The sequence below is a fragment of the Rhizobium sp. BK316 genome, from assembly GCF_014193695.1.
GTDB lineage: Bacteria > Pseudomonadota > Alphaproteobacteria > Rhizobiales > Rhizobiaceae > Rhizobium.
In genome coordinates this window covers 1,657,801-1,675,650 of the sequence record NZ_JACHZR010000001.1, presented here as the reverse complement: position 1 = coordinate 1,675,650, position 17,850 = coordinate 1,657,801, and the positions used below count along the sequence as shown (strand labels likewise).

The window sequence follows — 17,850 nt, the reverse complement described above, 5'->3', positions numbered from 1 at the left end:
TGGCCGGCACGCGCCCCGACGGCCGGTAGACGACAGCGCTCCAAATTCAACGTGCCATTTTCGAGCCCATGCTGAAACCTGAATACAAAGCGGCCTGCGCCAAGCCAACATACCTGTCCGTCTTCTGCTCCCATACGCTCGTTTCCTTTGCGCTGCCGTCAATCAGATGAGAATAGCTCATGCGTGCCCGCAGCGTTGCTCGAAAGGCCACGTAGAAGAACCACAGACTGTCGGGAATTTGATCGGCGAGCGCATGTTGCAGAAGACCTCGTATAGTCTCGCCTGTATCTCCCGCGCCTGAAAAGGCGCATTCCATCGCAAGAAAAGCAACCTCATCGAAGGGATCGATGAAGCGAAGTCGAGGATTGAACTCCAGGCAATCAAAAATCACGAGCGGGTCGCAGAAACATATGTGCTCGGGGCGCAGGTCGCCATGTCCCTCCACATAGTGTCCGCTCTGGATGCGTTGGACGATCGCATTCTGTGCAGCATAGAAGGCGCAATCGAGGTCATTCAGCACATGCGCAATTGCTCGATGATCGACGTCGAAACCCTCGTGTCTCAACGTCTCCCTGGTGATGTCCTTCTGGCACTCGAGCGTGCGAAGATGGTCGCGAGGATCGATCGCTGGCCGAGCGCCCGTTCGATAGAAGTTGGCTAGCCGATCCACGAGCCTTGTCATATGCCCCGGCGTGACGGCCCCGGTCTTAAGAAGCCGGTCAAGCATCAGCTTGTCTGGAAGGCGACGCATTTCCACCAGCCACTCGACAGCCTTGCCGCTTCCATCGAGACAAAGCGATCCATCCGCCTGCAATGTTACGGGCAGCACCGAGAGATACGTGTCAGGCGCCAGGCGCCGGTTGAGGCGCACCTCCTCACGACAATTGACCTCACGCGCGGCGAGCGTCGAAAAATTCATGAAAGGACCCGTTACCGGCTTCTTCAGCTTGTAAACCCTGTCATCATGCAAGAAGACGAAGGACATATGGGTTTCGCGAACGGTGACCGGAAAGTCCGGCTTGCCGTAGGTGGACGGTTCGCTCAGAAAGCTGACAATCTCGTTCAGGGTCGCCAAAGAAAACTCCTCAAGCAAGTATCGAACAATCTTAATCGAAAGAGCGTCTTCTCCGGTTGATGTCGGTCAATCCGCTTTCCGTTTTGACTTCGATCATGGCAGTGGCGCGGGGCCAGCTTATTCTCTCTCATGTTTAGAGGAGGGTGCCATGACCATGTTCGCGAAAGTCGATAAGCGTCTGACGCGTCTGTTCCGTCGTCTTGACAGTGCTCTTACGTCCACCGACGAACACGTCAACCTGCTTCATCAGGCCTGGCTCGACCGACGAGGTCAGAAAATAGCACCAGATCCGGAGCCTTTCCTGTCGCCGTCGTCCGAAGCCGCCGGTGCTGGCCTCGTCTTGCGCGCGGAATCGGATAATCACTATCGGCTGGTCTCGGGATTGGCAGCGGCAAAGGATCTTCTCGGCTCATGTCCCGGCGAAGGACATCTAGAGAAGGCAGCGGACAAACGAGGGGCTGTGCGTCTTCGAAGCCTAATGCGCTTCGTTGAGCAGACCGGAGAGCCTATCATCGGATGTTTTACGACGCGACCTGCGCCAAACACGTTCGTCGATGCGGAGCTTTACGTTGCCCCATTGTCTAGCGATGGAAGGACGATAGACGCGTTCCTGGCTGCGGCAAACATGCGGCAGGTCGTAACGCAAGGACGACGTTTCGTGCCGCACTGGCGTCGCCCTCACCCCCTCCTCTTTGCTCTTGAGGGCAGCAGGGTTTTCGGCGAGCGCCTGGCAGCAGAACTCGAGCTTCCCATCTCTCCACTTGAAGAGCGGTCCTTTGAGGACGGCGAGAAGAAATGCCGCCCCTTGGCGGATGTTTGCGGCCGAGATGTCTTCGTGGTGTCGGGCCTGGAGCGCGACGCAAGCGAGAGCGTGCACGACAGGCTTCTGAAGCTGCTATTCTTCATCGCAACGCTCAAGACCAACGGCGCGGCACGCGTGACCGCCATTGCTCCTTACCTCCCATACATGCGCAAGGATCGGCAAACGAAAGCGCAGGATCCCCTAACCGCCGCCTACGTGGCCCGGTTCTTTGAGACGGCAGGCACCGACTGCCTGATCACAATTGAGACCCATAATCTGGCGGCCTTCCAGAATGCCTTTCGCTGTCGAGCAATTAACCTTGTGGCCTACGAAGCCTTCGCCAGCCACTTTGCCAAGCGCATCTTAAACCAGGACGTCACCGTCGTTTCTCCCGATCTTGGTGGAGCAAAACGCGCCGAGATGTTTCGGGAGAGACTGGAAACCAGGCTGCGTCGCCCGGTGGGCCTCGCATTCATGGAAAAGCAGCGCAGCCAAGGGATAGTGAGCGGAGACCTCTTTGCCGGTGATGTCGGCGACAGGTTCGTCATCATTCTGGATGACCTGATCAGCTCGGGCACGACGATGCTTCGTGCAGCAAAAGCCTGCGCCGAGCGCGGAGCTAAGGAAATCCACCTCTGCGCCACACACGCCGTCTTTTCGAAACCCGCCGCAGCCGACCTCAGCGCCGCGTTCATAGACGGAATCGTCGTCAGCGACACCATCGCTCTCGCCGAGCCCTATCGCTCGGACCGGCGGATTGCGGTCATCCCTGTGGCCCACTTTTTTGCCGAAGCAGCCGCCCAGGCTTATGAGGCTGGCGCCGAGTGATCCCCGCCACGATACGCGTTGGAGATACCGACATGGACGTTTCGGAAGCACCTGCCCTCAAGGCGTCGACAGGCAGCGGGTCGGCTTCGGCCGGCCTGTCGCTGGACGTCAATCGACAAGTCGCCGGGAGGCTGCGCGAATATTCCGGTCTTCTTCGTCAGCAAGGCGAAAGCGGTTTTCGCTCTCGTGCCTACGATCGGGCTGCCGACGTGATCGGAGCGCTCGAACGCCCCGTCGACGAGATCTTTTCGCGCAAGGGCCGTGAAGGATTGATCGAGCTTCCAGCCGTTGGACCGGGGATTGCGAGCGCATTGACGGAAATATTGACGAGTGGGCGTTGGAGCCAACTCGACAGGCTGCGCGGAGACTCCGCACCCGAAGCCATATTCCGCACCATACCAGGAATCGGACCAGCGCTTGCCAGACGCCTGGTCGACCAGGCCGGAATTGAAACCCTCGAGGATCTGGAGCACGCGCTGCACATCGGCGGACTTACGGTTGCAGGCATTGGCAAACGCCGAAAGGATCTGATCGCTGCGGTTCTGGCGGAGCGGCTGGGACGACGGCCGGCCGTCGCGATAGCCGAAAGCCCGCCTCCCGCCGTGGCGCTGCTTCTTGAGATCGACCGCATCTATCGCAGCATGGCCGGAGCAGGAAAGCTCCCAAGAATCACCCCGCGACGTTTCAATCCGATGAAAGTGGCATGGCTTCCCGTTCTGCATATCCGCAGGCATGGTTATCATTTCACGGCTCTCTTTTCCAACAGCCGCCTGGCGCATGAATTGGGCAGAACGAAAGACTGGGTGATCATCCATTACCATCGTGACGGTGAGCAGGAGGGACGATGCACGATCACGACAGCAAGCCACGGCCCGTTGGCGGGACAGCGGGTCGTTCGAGGCCGGGAAGACGAACAGCGCCCGGTCGTGACATGAAAGCATGATCATGCAGAGATGAAGATCGGACGTTTCCGCCGCTCCAGCATAGAGCGGGTCACGCCGCCAAAGATGCGCTCGCGCAGGCGCGAGTGGCCGTAGGCGCCCATGACGAGGAGGTCGGACTGCATCAGATCTGCGTGGGCATCCAGCGCTTCGGCCACGGTAAGTCCATTGCGACCCACGCAATCCACGATGATATCTATTCCGTGATGAGACAGGTATGATTGCAGCTTGGCGGTGACTTCTCGCTCACTGTCTGAGGAATCGACCATAACCGCCCTCACCGATCGTGCCCGCTTCAAGAGCGGCACGCTCGCCTTGACCGCGGCGGAGGCTGCGGGCGCATCCGTCCATGCAATCAGGACAGTATTCTCCTCCCATTTGTCTGCAGCGGTCGGATTGACGATGACAGGGACATGAGCGTGGAACAATAAGCCGTCGAGCACGGCATCCCGGATCACGGGATCAGCAAGAATGTCGTTTCCGATGACCGCGACATCGCTTAACTGTGCCTGCTCGCCAACGACATTGTCGATACGGACGATCTCCGTGTAGGCACATTCCACGTCATTGGAGATCCCCTTCCGGGCAAGTGTGGCCTCGAGATCTTGGACGCGGTCTAAAAGGCGGGATCGATTCTTCTGGTTTTCCGCCTGCCATGGTGCGGACACGAACTCCAGGTTCACCCCCACGGGCGGCGGCTCGGCGGCCTCGACAAGCAAAAGGGAAAGATGACCCTTTTCGAAGCGAGCAAGTATCACAGCCGCGTCCAGCTCTGCCTCGGTGACATCCTCTTTGACGATGTTCAGGATGTTGGCGAACGTCATTGCCGATCCTCCGTTAGGACTTGCGAAGGATGGAGCCGCTGTCCACTTCGAACCTTGACCTTGGTCAAACCGAACTGGATTTGATGCCGGCGACAGGTTCGCCATAAGCAGTCGATCGAGATGAATACGGCCGGATTTCTCGAGAGGGAATGCTGGCGCGTACGGGTTGACCTGCGTCAATGTTCCCCACGACGAGCGCTGTATCATTAAAAAATGATCGCCAGGGAGGTTCTCGTGTACAAGCATTTTCTCGTTCCGACAGATGGATCGGCTTTATCGAATGCAGCCGTGAAAAAGGCGATGGAGTTCGCCCGCGGCATGGGCGCCAAGGTCACGGTACTAACTGTGGTCGAACCCTTCAGAGTGCTTTCGATCAATCCCGAGCAATTGGAAAACACCCGCGCGGAATTCGATCGTCATGCCGACCTCGTGGCCGACAAGGTTCTTCGGGACGCGGAGGAGGTTGCCGCTGCGATCGGCATCACCTGCTCGACGCTGCGAATGAAAAGCAGCGACCCTGCAAAGGCCATCGTTGAAGTTGCTGCAAGCAATGACTGCGACCTGATCGCAATGGCTTCCCATGGTCGGGAGGGCTTCAAGGCTTTCATGATCGGAAGCGTGACGATGAAGGTGCTCGCCAATTCGAAGCTTCCCGTTCTCGTCTATCGTGAACCGTAAAGAGCTGGCGGCACGGGTCCGAGGATCAAGCGGCCAGTGCAGGTAACCGCGAGGTTAGTGGGAAGCGGAAGATGTCCCTGAAAAACAAGCCGAGGATGACGTTCCACGGAGCCGCCGGCTCGGTGACCGGTTCATGCTTTCTCCTTGAAGTCGGTGAAAGCCGCGTTCTCGTCGATTGCGGCATGTTTCAGGGATCCAAGACGGAAAAAGAGCTTAACTATCGCCCCTTTCCGTTCCAGTCGGCCGAGCTTGATGCCGTCATTCTGACCCATGCGCATATAGATCACAGCGGGCTCCTGCCGAAACTGGCGAAAGACGGGTTCTCCGGCCCGATCTACTGTACGCCGGCCACACTGGATCTTTGCGCCGTCATGCTCCCGGATTCCGGGCATATCCAGGAGATGGAAGTCGAGCAGCTCAATCGAAGAAATGAGCGGCGAGGGCGAAAACCCGTCAGTCCGATCTACACCGCTGCTGATGCCATGTCCTCGCTCGTGCAGTTCCAGGCGCACCCGTTCAAAATTTGGAAGGAACTGTCTCCGGAATTTCGCTTCCGTTTCTGGAATGCAGGACATCTTCTCGGCTCCGCCTCGATTGAAATTGAGATCGGCTCTCACTCCGATCGCCAGCGGCTTTTATTTTCAGGAGACATCGGCCCACGCCATAAGCTGTTCCAGTTCGATCCGGAAGCGCCGTCCGCCTTCGACTATATCGTCTGCGAAAGCACCTATGGCGACGTCGATCGTCACGATCCCTCGGATGAAGGGCGCCGCAAGATGCTGCGTGAGGAGGTCCAGCGTGCCACGCGCCATCGAGACGGCGCGCTTCTCATACCATCGTTCGCGGTGGAGCGCACGCAGGAGCTTTTGGCCGACCTGTCTCACCTCATGGATAAGGGCGAGATTCCAAAGTGTCCTATCATTATCGATTCTCCTCTTGCACTGCGCGCAACCCAAGTCTTCAGCAGACATGCCAGCGAGCTTGAGAACGGTGATCTTCTGCTGCGCGCATTGAAGTCCAGGAATGTCCGCTTCACGGAGAGTGCCGAACAGTCGAAGGCGATCGATCATATCCATGGATTTCACATCGTCATCGCTGCCAGTGGCATGTGTGAAGCCGGCCGTATCCGGCATCGTCTAAAGAACTGGCTTTGGCGGGAGGAGGCAACCGTGCTGCTGGTTGGCTATCAGGCAACCGGTACGCTCGGACGCCTTCTGCAGGATGGGGCGTCTACCGTCCGCATCCAGGGCGACGAGATCATCGTTCGAGCAAATATCCGCACGCTCGACGTCTATAGCGGACACGCCGACGCGACGGAACTGGCAGCCTGGGTCGCTGCGCGTCTACCTGTAAGAAGGACGCTATTTCTCGTGCATGGCGAGCTGCCGGCCGTGGCGGGGCTGGAAACCCGTCTCCTGGCGACCCGGCCTGATCTTTCCATCGTCAAGCCGACCCTGGACGCAACCTACGAGCTTTCTGCCGAAGGCGCAGTGGAAACCCGCGCTCCTGGGGCGCCACCCCGTCTGGAAGCGTTCCAGGCCGGTCGCAAGGACTGGCACAACGATTATCAGTCCCTGATCCTGGACCTCGAAGAGAGATTGGACAAAGCCGCTGACGAGAAAGCGCGCGGTGTCATTTTGCGGAAAATCAGAAATGCCGTCGACGAACTTCAAGAGCGGGCTCGATGACGGGCATTTGAAATTGCCGTCAGCGGGCAACCCAATGGCCGCCAAGCTTGACATAGGATCGTTTCACCGCAGCCCAGGCGATCCTATGGGAGACCTCTTCCTGACGGGGATCGTCTTTATCGGCGTCGAAGGCATGGTTGAAAGCTTGACGATAGATGTCCTGAGCGTGATCCGGCAAAGAAGCGCGCACCGAGGCAGGCAAGTCGCTGTTGTCGATATAAGGCATGGCGGCGTGCCTCGCTTCCCTCTAAATCAAGCAGAGTGATGCGACATCCCCGCTTCATCCTTCCGTCGTTCCGCCTCCCCAACCTTTCTTTTGACCGTCACGAAACTATCGGGGCTGACGGAGATGCTGTCGATGCCGCAGTCTACCAGAAAGCTTGCGAAGTCAGGATGATCGCTTGGCGCCTGACCGCAAATGCTAATCTTGGCGCCGGACCTGCCCGCTTCGGCGATGACATGCGAGATCATCCACTTCACGGCCGGGTCCTGTTCGTCAAAAAGGTCGGAAAGCTCGCCCGCATCGCGATCGACGCCGAGGGTGAGTTGCGTGAGATCATTCGAGCCGATGGAAAATCCATCGAAATGGTCAGCGAACTCCTCTGCCAGAATAACGTTGGAGGGAATTTCGCACATCACATAGACCTTCAGCCCGTCTTGACCGCGCGCAAGGCCATTTTCTGCCATTACCTTCAGGACCTTTTGAGCCTCTTCCACCGAGCGGCAAAACGGTACCATGACGATGACGTTATCGAAGCCGAGTTCGCCTCTTAACTTGCCGATGGCACGGCATTCGAGCGCAAAGCCGTCACGGTAGCGCGGTGAGTAGTAGCGGGAGGCACCTCTGAAGCCGAGCATCGGATTTTCCTCGCTCGGCTCGAATTCCTGACCGCCGACGAGCTTGGCATATTCATTCGTCTTGAAGTCGCTGAGCCGGACGATCGCAGGCTTCGGATAGACCACCGCGGCAAGGCGTGCCAGGCCGCAGGCGAGATGATCAATGAAAAAGTCTGCCTTGACCTCGTAGCCTGCAGTCAGTTCCTCGATCTGATGTTTGGCGTCTGCATCCTTGAGACTGTCGAGATGGGCTAACGCCATCGGGTGGATGCGGATGGCATTGCCGATGACGAATTCCATGCGGGCAAGCCCGATGCCGTCGCAAGGAAGCCGCCACCACCGAAAAGCGGCCGCGGGATTGGCGAGGTTCAACATGATCTCGGTGCGGGTCGTCGGTAGGTCTGCGACGTCGACCGTTTCGACCTCATAGTCTGCAGGACCATCATAGATGAAACCCTCGTCGCCTTCTGCGCAGGAAACGGTTATTTCCCCGCCTGTATGGAGTATTTGCGTCGCGTTGCCGGTTCCGACGACCGCCGGCAGGCCGAGTTCGCGACTGACGATTGCCGCGTGCGAAGTGCGCCCGCCGTGGTCGGTAACGATTGCCGCTGCCCGCTTCATGACGGGCATCCAGTCGGGGTCCGTCGTTGCCGTTACCAATATCGAGCCGTCGACGAACGTGTCGATGTCCTTGGTTGTCTCGATCAGGCAGGCTCGGCCGGACACGACGGCGTCACCGATTGCCAGGCCGGCAAGAAGCATCTTACCCTTGCGTTTGACGAGATAGTTCTTGAGTTCGCTCAGCTTGCGAGCGGACTGCACCGTTTCCGGACGGGCCTGGACGATGAAGAATTTGCCGGTCTCGCCGTCTCTGGCCCATTCGATGTCCATCGGGCAGCCGTAGTGATCTTCGATCAGCACAGCCCAACGTGCCAAAGTGATGACGGCGTCGTCATCAAGAACGAAGGCTGCGCGTTCGACCTTGGACGTCGACACGTTGCGGGTCGGTTCGCCTGTCGACCCGTAGATCAGCTTCTTTTCCTTGGCACCGCGTTTGCGCGCGATGATGGGGCGCAACGACGTGTTCTTCAGCAGCGGCTTGAAAACCTGATACTCGTCTGGGTCCACAGTGCCCTTGACGACATTCTCGCCAAGCCCCCAGGCGGCATTGATCAATACGACTTTGTCAAAGCCCGTCTCCGTATCAATGGAAAACATCACGCCGGAACTGCCAAGATCGGAGCGGACCATCTGCTGGACGCCGATCGACAAGGCGACCTTCAGGTGGTCAAAGCCTTTTGCCTGCCGATAAGTGATCGCTCTGTCGGTGAAAAGCGAGGCGTAGCATTGGCGGCAGGCATCCAAAAGAGCCTTCTCGTCCCTGACGTTGAGGAACGTCTCCTGCTGTCCGGCAAAACTCGCATCCACAAGGTCTTCGGCAGTTGCGCTGGAGCGCACCGCCACGGCTAGGTTGCCGCTTCCGACCCGCGCTGAAAGCTCGGTGTAGGCCTTTCTGACGGCGTCTGACAGCTCATCGGGCCAATCTCCGTGCAGAAAAAGCCTACGGATCGCAGTGCCGGCCTCCGCCAGACCTGCCTTGCCTGCCTGCCACTCGGCAATCAAGGAGGCGATGCGGCCTTTGATATTGTTGGACGCAAGATAACGCCAGTAGGCCGCGGACGTCGTGGCAAAACCCGGTGGAACCGCAATGCCTTTCGGCGTGAGGTTCTGGATCAACTCTCCGAGCGACGCGTTCTTGCCACCGACTTCAGCGACGTCGTCGCGCCGCACGTTTTCGAACCAGACGATCTGCTCCATCGTGCCGTCCATGAGACGCTCCCTGCAATACGAGTGTCGAACTCCAGTCGCATCAACTCTATTGGCGATCCTTTTGTGCGGCTTTGATAAGGATCAAGGTCGGGGTTCGCCAGATGCGCCAGATTACAAAAAGGGAGCGAACATATGAGGTGGAGCCATGCAGACGCTGTCAGACCGTCACGCCATCGTTGGCGAAATCGGACCGGGCCACTTGCGCTTTGCCGTGGCTGATATCGATGAATTGGTGATCGATCACTACGTCAATTTCAAAACGAGCGATTTCGATTCGATCGAGGTGGCGCTCGATGCTTATTTCAAATCGCTGCCCGGGCAGCCAGGCAAGATCAGCCTTGCCGTGGCCGGTGATGTCGTCAACAATCAGGCGCGCATTTCCCATCTCCCGTGGACGTTTTCCGCAAGAGAATTGCAGAATGCCTTCGCTGTACCCATCGTCAGGCTGATGCGCGACATCGATGCGGTCAGCTCCTGCGTACCCACGCTGCCCCCGCATGAGCTCGTAAAGCTTACCGGCCCATCCCCGCAAAGCGGCCCGAAGGGTATCGTATTGCTCGACCGGGATCTCGAAGCCGCCATGGCCGCTCCAAACCAGCATGGATGGACAATTCTACGGGGCCGCGTCGGCGAGATGTCGTTCGGCGCCGACAGCGCCGACGAACTCTTACTCGTCCAGGAGATGCGGCATGGCATTGGCAGGATTGCGCTGAAGAGGGTGCTCACATCGACGGGACTGACGGCTCTTTACGATGCATTGCGACTTCGCTCCGGTCTTGATGCCCCGAGTTGGAGCGCATTCGATATTGCTCGGGCTGCCTTGTCTGCAGAGCCAGATCCAATCGCGCATGATGCGCTTCGGCATTTTGCAAATTGGCTCGCACGCTTTGCCGGTGATCTTGCCGCCGCATATGGCGCAGAAGGCGGGATCTATCTCAGCGGGAGCCTGGCGATCGAATTGCGCGAAATCCTGAGGAGCGAGGCTTTCGTCGAATCCTTTTCGGCCGCCGGCGGTCCCGACGGCTTTACCCGCAACGTCCCGGTTTATCTCGTCACGGCGACAAATCTCGCGCTGCGCGGCGCCGCCCTGGCGATTTCCTGAAATCAACTGACAGGGCGCGTTGCGTTCTAGATCTCCATGGGCGGGGCAGCCGGTTGATGGACGGGCTCCGGAATTTCGGTCATCGTCGCCTCCGAGAGGAGCAATATGCTGGCAACCGACACCGCATTCTCCAACGCGACGCGCACCACTTTGGTCGGATCGATGATCCCCTCCTCAAGAAGATCGACGTAGCGATTGCGAGCCGCATCGAAACCAATCGCGCCGTCAGATTCCAGCATCCTGGCGACAACGACACCGCCGTCGACCGCCGAGTTCTCGGCGATCTGTCTGGCCGGTACTTCCAAGGCCCGCTTGAGGATCTGGACGCCCGTGCGCTCGTCGCCTTCGCAGAGGTCTTCCTCCCCGACCACGGCCTTTACACAGCGAAGCAGCGCCAAGCCGCCCCCAGGAACGATACCTTCATCGACTGCGGCCTTTGTGGCATTGATCGCATCGTCGAGAGCCTCCTTCTTAGCCTTCACCTCCGCTTCCGCAAGCGCGCCGACGCGGATGACCGCAACACCGCCCGACAATTTGGCAAGCCGCTCCTGCAGCTTTTCCTTGTCGTAGTCGCTTGTCGTCGTCTCGATCTCCTTGCGTATCTGTTCAGCCCGCCCTTTGATGGCCTGCTGCGAACCGCCTCCGCCGACAATTGTCGTCGTGTCCTTATCGACGACGATACGCGACGCTGTGCCGAGCTGATCTACCGTCACCTTGTCCAGCTTGAAGCCGAGGTCTTCGGAAATGAGCTGCGCTCCGGTGAGGATCGCCAAATCCTGCAGCATGGCTTTGCGGCGGTCGCCGAAGCCTGGAGCCTTGACGGCACAGTTGCGGAACGTGCCGCGCAGCTGGTTGACGATAAGGGTTGCAAGCGCCTCCCCTTCCACGTCCTCGGCGATCACGAGCAGTGGCTTGCCTGATTTGGCAATCTGCTCAAGTAACGCGACAAGATCACCCAATGCGGAGATCTTTCGGTCGAAGATCAGCACCCTTGCGTCTTCCAGGACGCATTCCATCTTCTCGGCATCGGTTGCAAAATAGGCCGAGATATAACCGCGATCGAACTGCGTTCCCTCGACCACATCGAGACGTGTCTCCATCGTCTTGGATTCCTCGACGGTGATGACGCCTTCCTTGCCGACCTTTGCCATGGCTTCGGCGACCAGCTTGCCGATCGCCTCATCATTGTGGGCGGAGATAGAGGCGACCTGCTGCCTTTCCTTGTCCGAGGTCACTGGTCTCGATATCGATCGCAACGCCTCGACGGCCCGAACAACGGCGCGATCAAGACCTCGTTTGATATCGATGGCGCTTGCGCCCGCTACGACGTTGCGATGACCGTCCGCCAAGATCGCATGTGCCAAGAGTGTCGACGTGCTCGTTCCGTCGCCGACGACCTCGCCTGTCTTTTCCGCAGCGGCTCGCAGCATGCGGGCGCCCAAATTTTCCTCCGCGTCCTTCAGGTCGAATTCCTTGGCAATCGTCACACCGTCATTACACACGATCGGCGCACCCCACTTCTTTTCGATCAGAACGGACTTCGAGCGCGGCCCGAGGGTGATGCGAACCGCATCTGCGAGCTTGCTCGCCCCCTGAAGGACCTTGCCTCTGGCTTCGGAATGAAAAAGAACCTGTTTATGCGCCATCTTCCATCTCCCAAGTAAAACCAAGAGCAAATGCCCTCGGCCCGTCGATGATGATTGGCATAGATCTTGGGCAGCCGCGTTGACCAACATCAACATTGCGTTCGCTTTGAAGACCAGTTCGTTTTTGACCTCGCGCAATGCTGCAGCGCGCGGAGGTGATAATTTTTACCCTACAAGGCACGGAGAAATGAGATCGGGGGAGCTGCATTCCCCAGTTCAATCATCCCCTGGAGAAGGTCAATGACAATGTCCGAGCAAACGGGGCGCTGGCTGCGCTGGTTGATCATCGATCATCTTGTCCTGATCGTACTGTTTTTGATGATCGCTACGGTCTTCAGCATTCTGTTGCTGAAACCATTGATCCGAGGCGAGCAGGACCTACCGCTGCAACGTTCGACGCTCGATGACCACGCCAGCGATTAGAGACTGATCACATGCACGGCCGACAGGTTTGACGGAATTCGGCTATAGCTACCATACACCTTATCGGGGGAGTCCACGCGCTGGACTTTGCCAACACAATTGGAGACAGCGCACCAAACGTTTGACGAGCGCCAGTGACGTTCTTGACCGTGCGCACCGACGCGAATAGATGCGACCGTCGCAGCGTTATAGCCTCAGCTGCGTCTCTGCATCGAAGAGATTGACGCTCGATGGATCCACGGCAAAGGCAACCGGATCTCCCCTCTTTCCGGAAAATCGAGGCTCTACCCGAGCGATAACGGTTTGAGGGCCAACGACCGTCGTCAGGATCGTATCCGGTCCGGTCGGCTCGACCACGTCGATGACACCATGAAAGGCGCCGTGCACTTCTACAATCTTCAACTCCTCCGGACGAACACCCAGGATCAGATCCCGCTCGGTCAATTCACCGTTTCCGGCTCCGAGTTCCAGCGCAACCCCCTCCGCGCGAAACTGCCAACCACGATCGCTTTTGACCACGCGTCCCCGGAGAAAATTCATGGGCGGCGAACCAATGAAACCGGCGACGAACATGTTGGCGGGGCGTTCGTAGATGGTTCGCGGATCGGCCAGTTGCTGGAGGTGGCCACCCTTCATGACCGCCACCTTGGTAGCCAGTGTCATGGCTTCGATCTGGTCATGCGTCACGTAAACGATGCTGGTGCCAAGCCGCTCATGGAGCCTCTTGATCTCGGTGCGCATCTCCACCCTGAGCTTGGCATCAAGATTGGAAAGCGGCTCGTCGAACAGAAACAAGTCCGGATTCCGGACGATTGCGCGTCCCATTGCCACGCGCTGGCGCTGACCGCCGGACAGGTTCGCCGGTTTGCGATCGAGGAGATGCGTGACCTGCAGCATGTCGGCGGCTTGCGCCACGGCTTCGCGGCGTTGGTCCGCCGGTACACCGCGCATCTCCAGACCAAAACCGATGTTACGCTCGACCGACATCGTCGGGTAAAGCGCGTAGGACTGGAAGACCATCGCGATGTTGCGGTCTTTCGGTGGGAGAGCCGATACCGAGCGGCCGCCGATGGCGATATCGCCGCTTGAGGAATCGTCGAGGCCCGCGATGATGTTGAGCAAGGTCGACTTGCCGCAGCCGGATGGCCCGAGCAGGACGAGGAAACCGCCGTCCTCAAGCTCGACGTCTATCCCGTGAAGCACTTCAAGCGCACCATATGACTTTCGGATGTTTTTGAGCGAGAGTGTAGCCATTATCGTCCCCTTCAACCCTTGATCGCGCCGGCAGTGAGTCCCTGGACCATCGCCCGTTGGACGATCGCGAAAAGAAGCATGACGGGCAGAATGCTGAGAATGCCTCCGGCGGCCAGAACGCCCCATGGAAGCTGGAATTCACCGACCATCAGTTGGAGCCCGACAGGCCATGTGCGCGATCCCTGGCCGGTGGTCAGCATGAGGGCGAAAATGAACTCGTTCCAGGCGGCGATGGCAATGAAGACCGAACTGGCGAGCAGACCATTGCGCGCCAGCGGCAAGACGATGCGGACCATGGCGCCGAGCCGCGTCGAGCCGTCGATGCGCGCGGCGCTTTCGAGCTCCCTGGGCGCGGCGTCCAGGAAGCCCTTGAGCATCCACACGAAGAGCGGCAGCAGGAAACTGGTATAGGCAAGCGCAAGGCCGAACCGGCTGTCCACCAGGCCCACGGTTTTCATCATCACATAAAGCGGGATGATCATCATCACGGCAGGGAACATGCGGATCAGCAGGTAACCCAGCATGAGTCTGTTGCGGCCGCGGAATGTCATCCGTGCAAACGCGTAAGCCGCCAGCGTGCCGGCAACGACGCAGATGGTCACGGTGACGATGGTTACGATCAGGCTGTTGCTGATCAAAACCGGAAAGTTGGACTGCGTCCAGATCGCCACGTAGTTCTGAAATGTCACGTGCCGGGGAATATATTGCATCTGCGAGGTGACGATGTCCGTTTCTGCCTTCAGTGAGGTCAGGAACATCCAGAGGATCGGACCAAGGCAGAATATCCCGAGCGCGCACAGGACGATGTAGGTGAGAACGTCAGCCGCCAGACGCCTGCTATGTTTGGTTCGAAACATGGATCATTCTTTCGTTATACGTGACAGGCGGATGTAGATCGTCGCAAAAATCATCAGGATCAGGAACATCACGACCGACAGAGCGCCGGCGTAGCCAAAATTGAAATCCCGGTGGGCCGTCTGAAAGGCGTAGAGTGACAAGACTTGCGTCGCGTTTCCGGGGCCGCCGCCGGTCAGGACCAGCAGAAGATCGGGAGAATTGACAAGGCTGATGACACGCAGGATGACTGCAGCGGCGATTACTGTTTTGAGCATCGGCACCGTGATCAACCGGAATTTCGTAAAGGAACCGGCGCCGTCTACGGCGGCAGCCTTGTATAGGTCCTCGGGAATCCCTTTCAAGCCAGCGAGAAACAGCAGGGCAAAGAATGGAAACCCATGCCAGGCTTCGACGAGGATCGTGGCGGCAAGCGCGGTATTCGGGTCGGCAAACCATGCCTTGTAGGCATTGAGCAGGCCTATCCGGACGAAGATGTCGTTGATGACGCCAAGCCGCGGGTCGAGAAGCAGCGCCCACATGTGTCCCGCCACGACATTCGGAAGGAAATAGGGCAGCAGGATCAAAACGCCGAAGATCTTCGTCCTCGGCAGATTTCGGTTCAGCGCAACGGCAGCGATGAAGCCGAGCGTCATCTCGACGGCGATCGCCGCCGTTACCCATATCGCGGTGTTCTTCAACGAGATCCAGAAGACCCGATCGGACATCATCGCCACATAGTGCTTCATCCCCACCCAGCCGTTGAGACCCGGCCGGGTGAGGCGCATTTCCCGCGTACTGATGACGAAGCCGTAGATCGTCGGGTAGGCGACGACGAGGAGAAGAAGGAGGAGGCTCGGCAACAGGAGAAGATAGACCCAGGAGCGTGTCTCCGAGAGTTCGCCAAGGCGGCGGAGCGGTCGGCGGTATGAGGTTGATGTCATTGAATATCGGCGATGGCGCCGTCCCTGATTAAGGCGCGTGCCCCATTAGGACATCGCGCCTGAACGAGGTTAGCGAAGGGCGGCTTCGAGGCCTTCGATGAAGCGGTCCACGGCCTGTTCCGGTGTCAACTGACCGGTAAGGACTGCCTGGAACGTCGGATTGACGACATTCTCCGACCAACCGGCGGCACCTACGAAACTGTTGGGCAACCGCCCGAACTCCAGCGTCTGCGTTGCCGCATTGTAGATCGGGTTGCCCGTGATGCGTTCGTCCTTCAATGCTGCCGTGGAGGCCGGGAAATATCCCGTTGCCTCAAGGAGCGCGATAGCCGCATCCGTCTCGCCCCAGAAGCTGATCCACTTCCACGCGGCCTCGACATTGTCTTCCCTAAAGATTCCGTTGCCGGCATAGGCGACCCGGGCGATATGGGCTTTGGGACCCGAGGGCATCGGCGCGGTGGAGAACTGCTCGCCTTGTTTTAGCGCTGCCGAGATCTCGATGAGCGAGCCGGTATGGTGCCAGACCATCGCGGTCTGACCGGTCCTGAAGCCCTCCATGATCTGCCGGTAGCTGTCATTCGGCGCGCTGGGCGGCACCACCTTCTCCTTGCGGAAAAGGTCGGCATAGAAGGTGATCGCCTCGACGGCCGCCGGCTTGTCGATGGCTGCCTGGCCATCTTTGACCAGCGGCGAGCCGAACGCTTCCATAACATCGATGACATATTTGAAAGCGCCGGCGCCGCCGCGCATCCCGAACGCGTAGCGGTTCTTGGAAGGGTCCGTCAGCTTTCGGCAAGCGACCAGGAATTCCTCGAAGGTCTTCGGGGGAGCGGAAAGACCGGCTTCCTCGAAATAGTCTTTTCTGTAGTACATCCAGTCGACGAAGGCATAGGCTGGAACTGCATAGATGGCGCCGTCCTGCGACATTCCCGTCCAACGGTTGTCCGGCAGGTTCGCCTTGCCGGCCCAAGTGTTGACGCGCGCGCTGATATCAACAAGCGCTCCCATCGCCGTCAGATCGGCAAAACGCTCGGCGATCACCATGCCGGTATCGGGGCGCCCTCCGGCAACGACCGCCGACGAAACCTTCGCCATATATTCGGAATTGGGGATGCCCTCCTGCGTCACCGCCACGTCCAGATTTGCCGCGGCAAAGAGCTGGATGATCTTTGCAAGCCCGGCCATCTCAGACTGGCTGGCGAAATGGTGCCAGTAGTTGATGGCGGTGGCGGCATTGGCGCTGCGAAGGCTGGCCGCCAGACTTAGCGCTGCCGAGGCTATCAGGAATTCACGCTTGCTGAGTTGCACGACTATCTCCTCCCGAGATATCAGATCATCAATCTGATCGATCAGACGGCAATATCATCGTTTTGGAGATCCCGCAACACGCTCAGTCGAAGACAGCGATCGTGGAAACGTTCAAACGAGACCGAGATTGCGTTGCACGGCCGCCTGAAAGTGCGCGATCAGGGCCTTTTCGGCAGCATCCGCGTCCCTGGTGCTGCATGCTTCGAGTATATCGAGGTGCTCCTTCAGCGTGCGCACCAGGATCGGCGTCGTGACCTTTCGCTCCAGCCGCAGAAGACGCAGGTAGTTGTGCATGCGCCGGTAGGCGCTGTCGATCAGCGGATTGCGCAAGGCCCTGATGATCTCACCGTGCAGTTCCAACTCGAGCGCGTCCGTCTCCAGAAGCTGCTCAGGCCCTATGCCGTTACGCTCGAGCTGGCGAATAAGCCTGGAATGCCTGACTTCCAGGGCATTCATCAGGTTCTCGTCGCCCTCCTCGGCAAACACCCTGATAGCCGCGCGCTCGACAATGGAGCGGAACTGATAGGTGGAACGCGTAAGCTCCATACCCGGCCGGACGAACTGGATGCCCGAGCGCGGGTGGATGGTCAGAATGCCTTCCGTTTCCAGCACGCGCAGCGCGTCGCGCAAGGGTGCCACGGGAACACCAACGATCGCCGACAACTCGTTCTGCGAGATGAAGGCACCCACCGGCACCTTCCGTTCGAACAGGCTTTCCAGGACGCGCTCATAGGCTATGTCGCTGAGGCGCGTTGCCGTGGCATCCCCAATCGCCGACTTCGCGGCATGCGGCTCTTGCAGTTTCTTCATAGGTTAGATATCACCTTTCTGATCGA

Annotated in this window: 16 protein-coding genes; 6 read left to right on the top strand and 10 right to left on the bottom strand. The window is 58.8% G+C overall.

Translation table 11 applies throughout. From position 1 onward, the window contains the following. Positions 1 to 46: 46 nt before the first annotated feature. On the bottom strand, positions 47 to 919 hold the full coding sequence (locus FHT87_RS07555) for a hypothetical protein (protein ID WP_183800694.1): 873 nt from the start codon (positions 917 to 919) through the stop codon (positions 47 to 49). A gap of 304 nt (positions 920 to 1,223) precedes the next feature. Here FHT87_RS07555 and prs point away from each other — a divergent pair, with 304 nt between their 5' ends. Together prs and FHT87_RS07545 are read left to right on the top strand one after the other, a co-directional pair. Continuing rightward, a complete protein-coding gene (gene prs / locus FHT87_RS07550; protein ID WP_246699575.1) occupies positions 1,224 to 2,705 on the top strand; it encodes a ribose-phosphate diphosphokinase in 1,482 nt (493 codons plus the stop codon). A gap of 32 nt (positions 2,706 to 2,737) precedes the next feature. Then, complete coding sequence (locus FHT87_RS07545; protein ID WP_183800691.1) at positions 2,738 to 3,640, top strand: helix-hairpin-helix domain-containing protein; 903 nt, start codon at positions 2,738 to 2,740, stop codon at positions 3,638 to 3,640. Between the two features lie 8 nt (positions 3,641 to 3,648). Here FHT87_RS07545 and FHT87_RS07540 read toward each other — a convergent pair whose 3' ends face one another. Next, the gene (locus FHT87_RS07540) at positions 3,649 to 4,470 is read right to left on the bottom strand and encodes a universal stress protein (protein ID WP_246699574.1); all 822 of its coding nucleotides are present in this window, start codon (positions 4,468 to 4,470) and stop codon (positions 3,649 to 3,651) included. A 234-nt stretch (positions 4,471 to 4,704) separates the two neighbouring features. Here FHT87_RS07540 and FHT87_RS07535 point away from each other — a divergent pair, with 234 nt between their 5' ends. Together FHT87_RS07535 and FHT87_RS07530 are read left to right on the top strand one after the other, a co-directional pair. Further along, positions 4,705 to 5,148 (top strand): universal stress protein, encoded by a 444-nt coding sequence (locus FHT87_RS07535; protein WP_183800689.1) that lies wholly within the window; start codon positions 4,705 to 4,707, stop codon positions 5,146 to 5,148. Positions 5,149 to 5,225: 77 nt separating this feature from the next. After that, positions 5,226 to 6,836 (top strand): MBL fold metallo-hydrolase, encoded by a 1,611-nt coding sequence (locus tag FHT87_RS07530; RefSeq protein WP_183801094.1) that lies wholly within the window; start codon positions 5,226 to 5,228, stop codon positions 6,834 to 6,836. Between the two features lie 19 nt (positions 6,837 to 6,855). Here FHT87_RS07530 and FHT87_RS07525 read toward each other — a convergent pair whose 3' ends face one another. Then, positions 6,856 to 7,062 (bottom strand): ChaB family protein, encoded by a 207-nt coding sequence (locus tag FHT87_RS07525; protein WP_183800686.1) that lies wholly within the window; start codon positions 7,060 to 7,062, stop codon positions 6,856 to 6,858. Positions 7,063 to 7,088: 26 nt separating this feature from the next. Beyond that, positions 7,089 to 9,503 (bottom strand): phosphoenolpyruvate synthase, encoded by a 2,415-nt coding sequence (ppsA, locus tag FHT87_RS07520; RefSeq protein ID WP_183800683.1) that lies wholly within the window; start codon positions 9,501 to 9,503, stop codon positions 7,089 to 7,091. A gap of 145 nt (positions 9,504 to 9,648) precedes the next feature. Here ppsA and FHT87_RS07515 point away from each other — a divergent pair, with 145 nt between their 5' ends. After that, positions 9,649 to 10,605, top strand: a complete 957-nt coding sequence (locus FHT87_RS07515) for a glucokinase (RefSeq protein ID WP_183800680.1) — start codon at positions 9,649 to 9,651, stop codon at positions 10,603 to 10,605. A 26-nt stretch (positions 10,606 to 10,631) separates the two neighbouring features. Here FHT87_RS07515 and groL read toward each other — a convergent pair whose 3' ends face one another. Next, positions 10,632 to 12,251: a chaperonin GroEL gene (groL, locus tag FHT87_RS07510; RefSeq protein ID WP_183800677.1), complete on the bottom strand. Its 1,620-nt coding sequence runs from the start codon at positions 12,249 to 12,251 to the stop codon at positions 10,632 to 10,634. Positions 12,252 to 12,491: 240 nt separating this feature from the next. Between groL and FHT87_RS07505 the strand changes: the two genes are divergently transcribed. Further along, complete coding sequence (locus FHT87_RS07505) at positions 12,492 to 12,674, top strand: hypothetical protein (protein ID WP_183800675.1); 183 nt, start codon at positions 12,492 to 12,494, stop codon at positions 12,672 to 12,674. 186 nt (positions 12,675 to 12,860) lie between these two features. On the opposite strand, the gene ugpC is transcribed toward FHT87_RS07505, so the two are convergent. The 5 genes from ugpC to FHT87_RS07480 form a co-directional block, all read right to left on the bottom strand. Next, positions 12,861 to 13,928, bottom strand: a complete 1,068-nt coding sequence (gene ugpC, locus FHT87_RS07500; RefSeq protein ID WP_183800672.1) for a sn-glycerol-3-phosphate ABC transporter ATP-binding protein UgpC — start codon at positions 13,926 to 13,928, stop codon at positions 12,861 to 12,863. Positions 13,929 to 13,939: 11 nt separating this feature from the next. Next, positions 13,940 to 14,785: a carbohydrate ABC transporter permease gene (locus FHT87_RS07495; protein ID WP_183800669.1), complete on the bottom strand. Its 846-nt coding sequence runs from the start codon at positions 14,783 to 14,785 to the stop codon at positions 13,940 to 13,942. Positions 14,786 to 14,788: 3 nt separating this feature from the next. Next, positions 14,789 to 15,706 (bottom strand): sugar ABC transporter permease, encoded by a 918-nt coding sequence (locus FHT87_RS07490; RefSeq protein ID WP_183800666.1) that lies wholly within the window; start codon positions 15,704 to 15,706, stop codon positions 14,789 to 14,791. A gap of 69 nt (positions 15,707 to 15,775) precedes the next feature. Further along, the gene (locus tag FHT87_RS07485; protein WP_183800663.1) at positions 15,776 to 17,014 is read right to left on the bottom strand and encodes a sugar ABC transporter substrate-binding protein; all 1,239 of its coding nucleotides are present in this window, start codon (positions 17,012 to 17,014) and stop codon (positions 15,776 to 15,778) included. A 111-nt stretch (positions 17,015 to 17,125) separates the two neighbouring features. Continuing rightward, a complete protein-coding gene (locus FHT87_RS07480; protein WP_183726816.1) occupies positions 17,126 to 17,824 on the bottom strand; it encodes a GntR family transcriptional regulator in 699 nt (232 codons plus the stop codon). Positions 17,825 to 17,850: the final 26 nt, after the last annotated feature.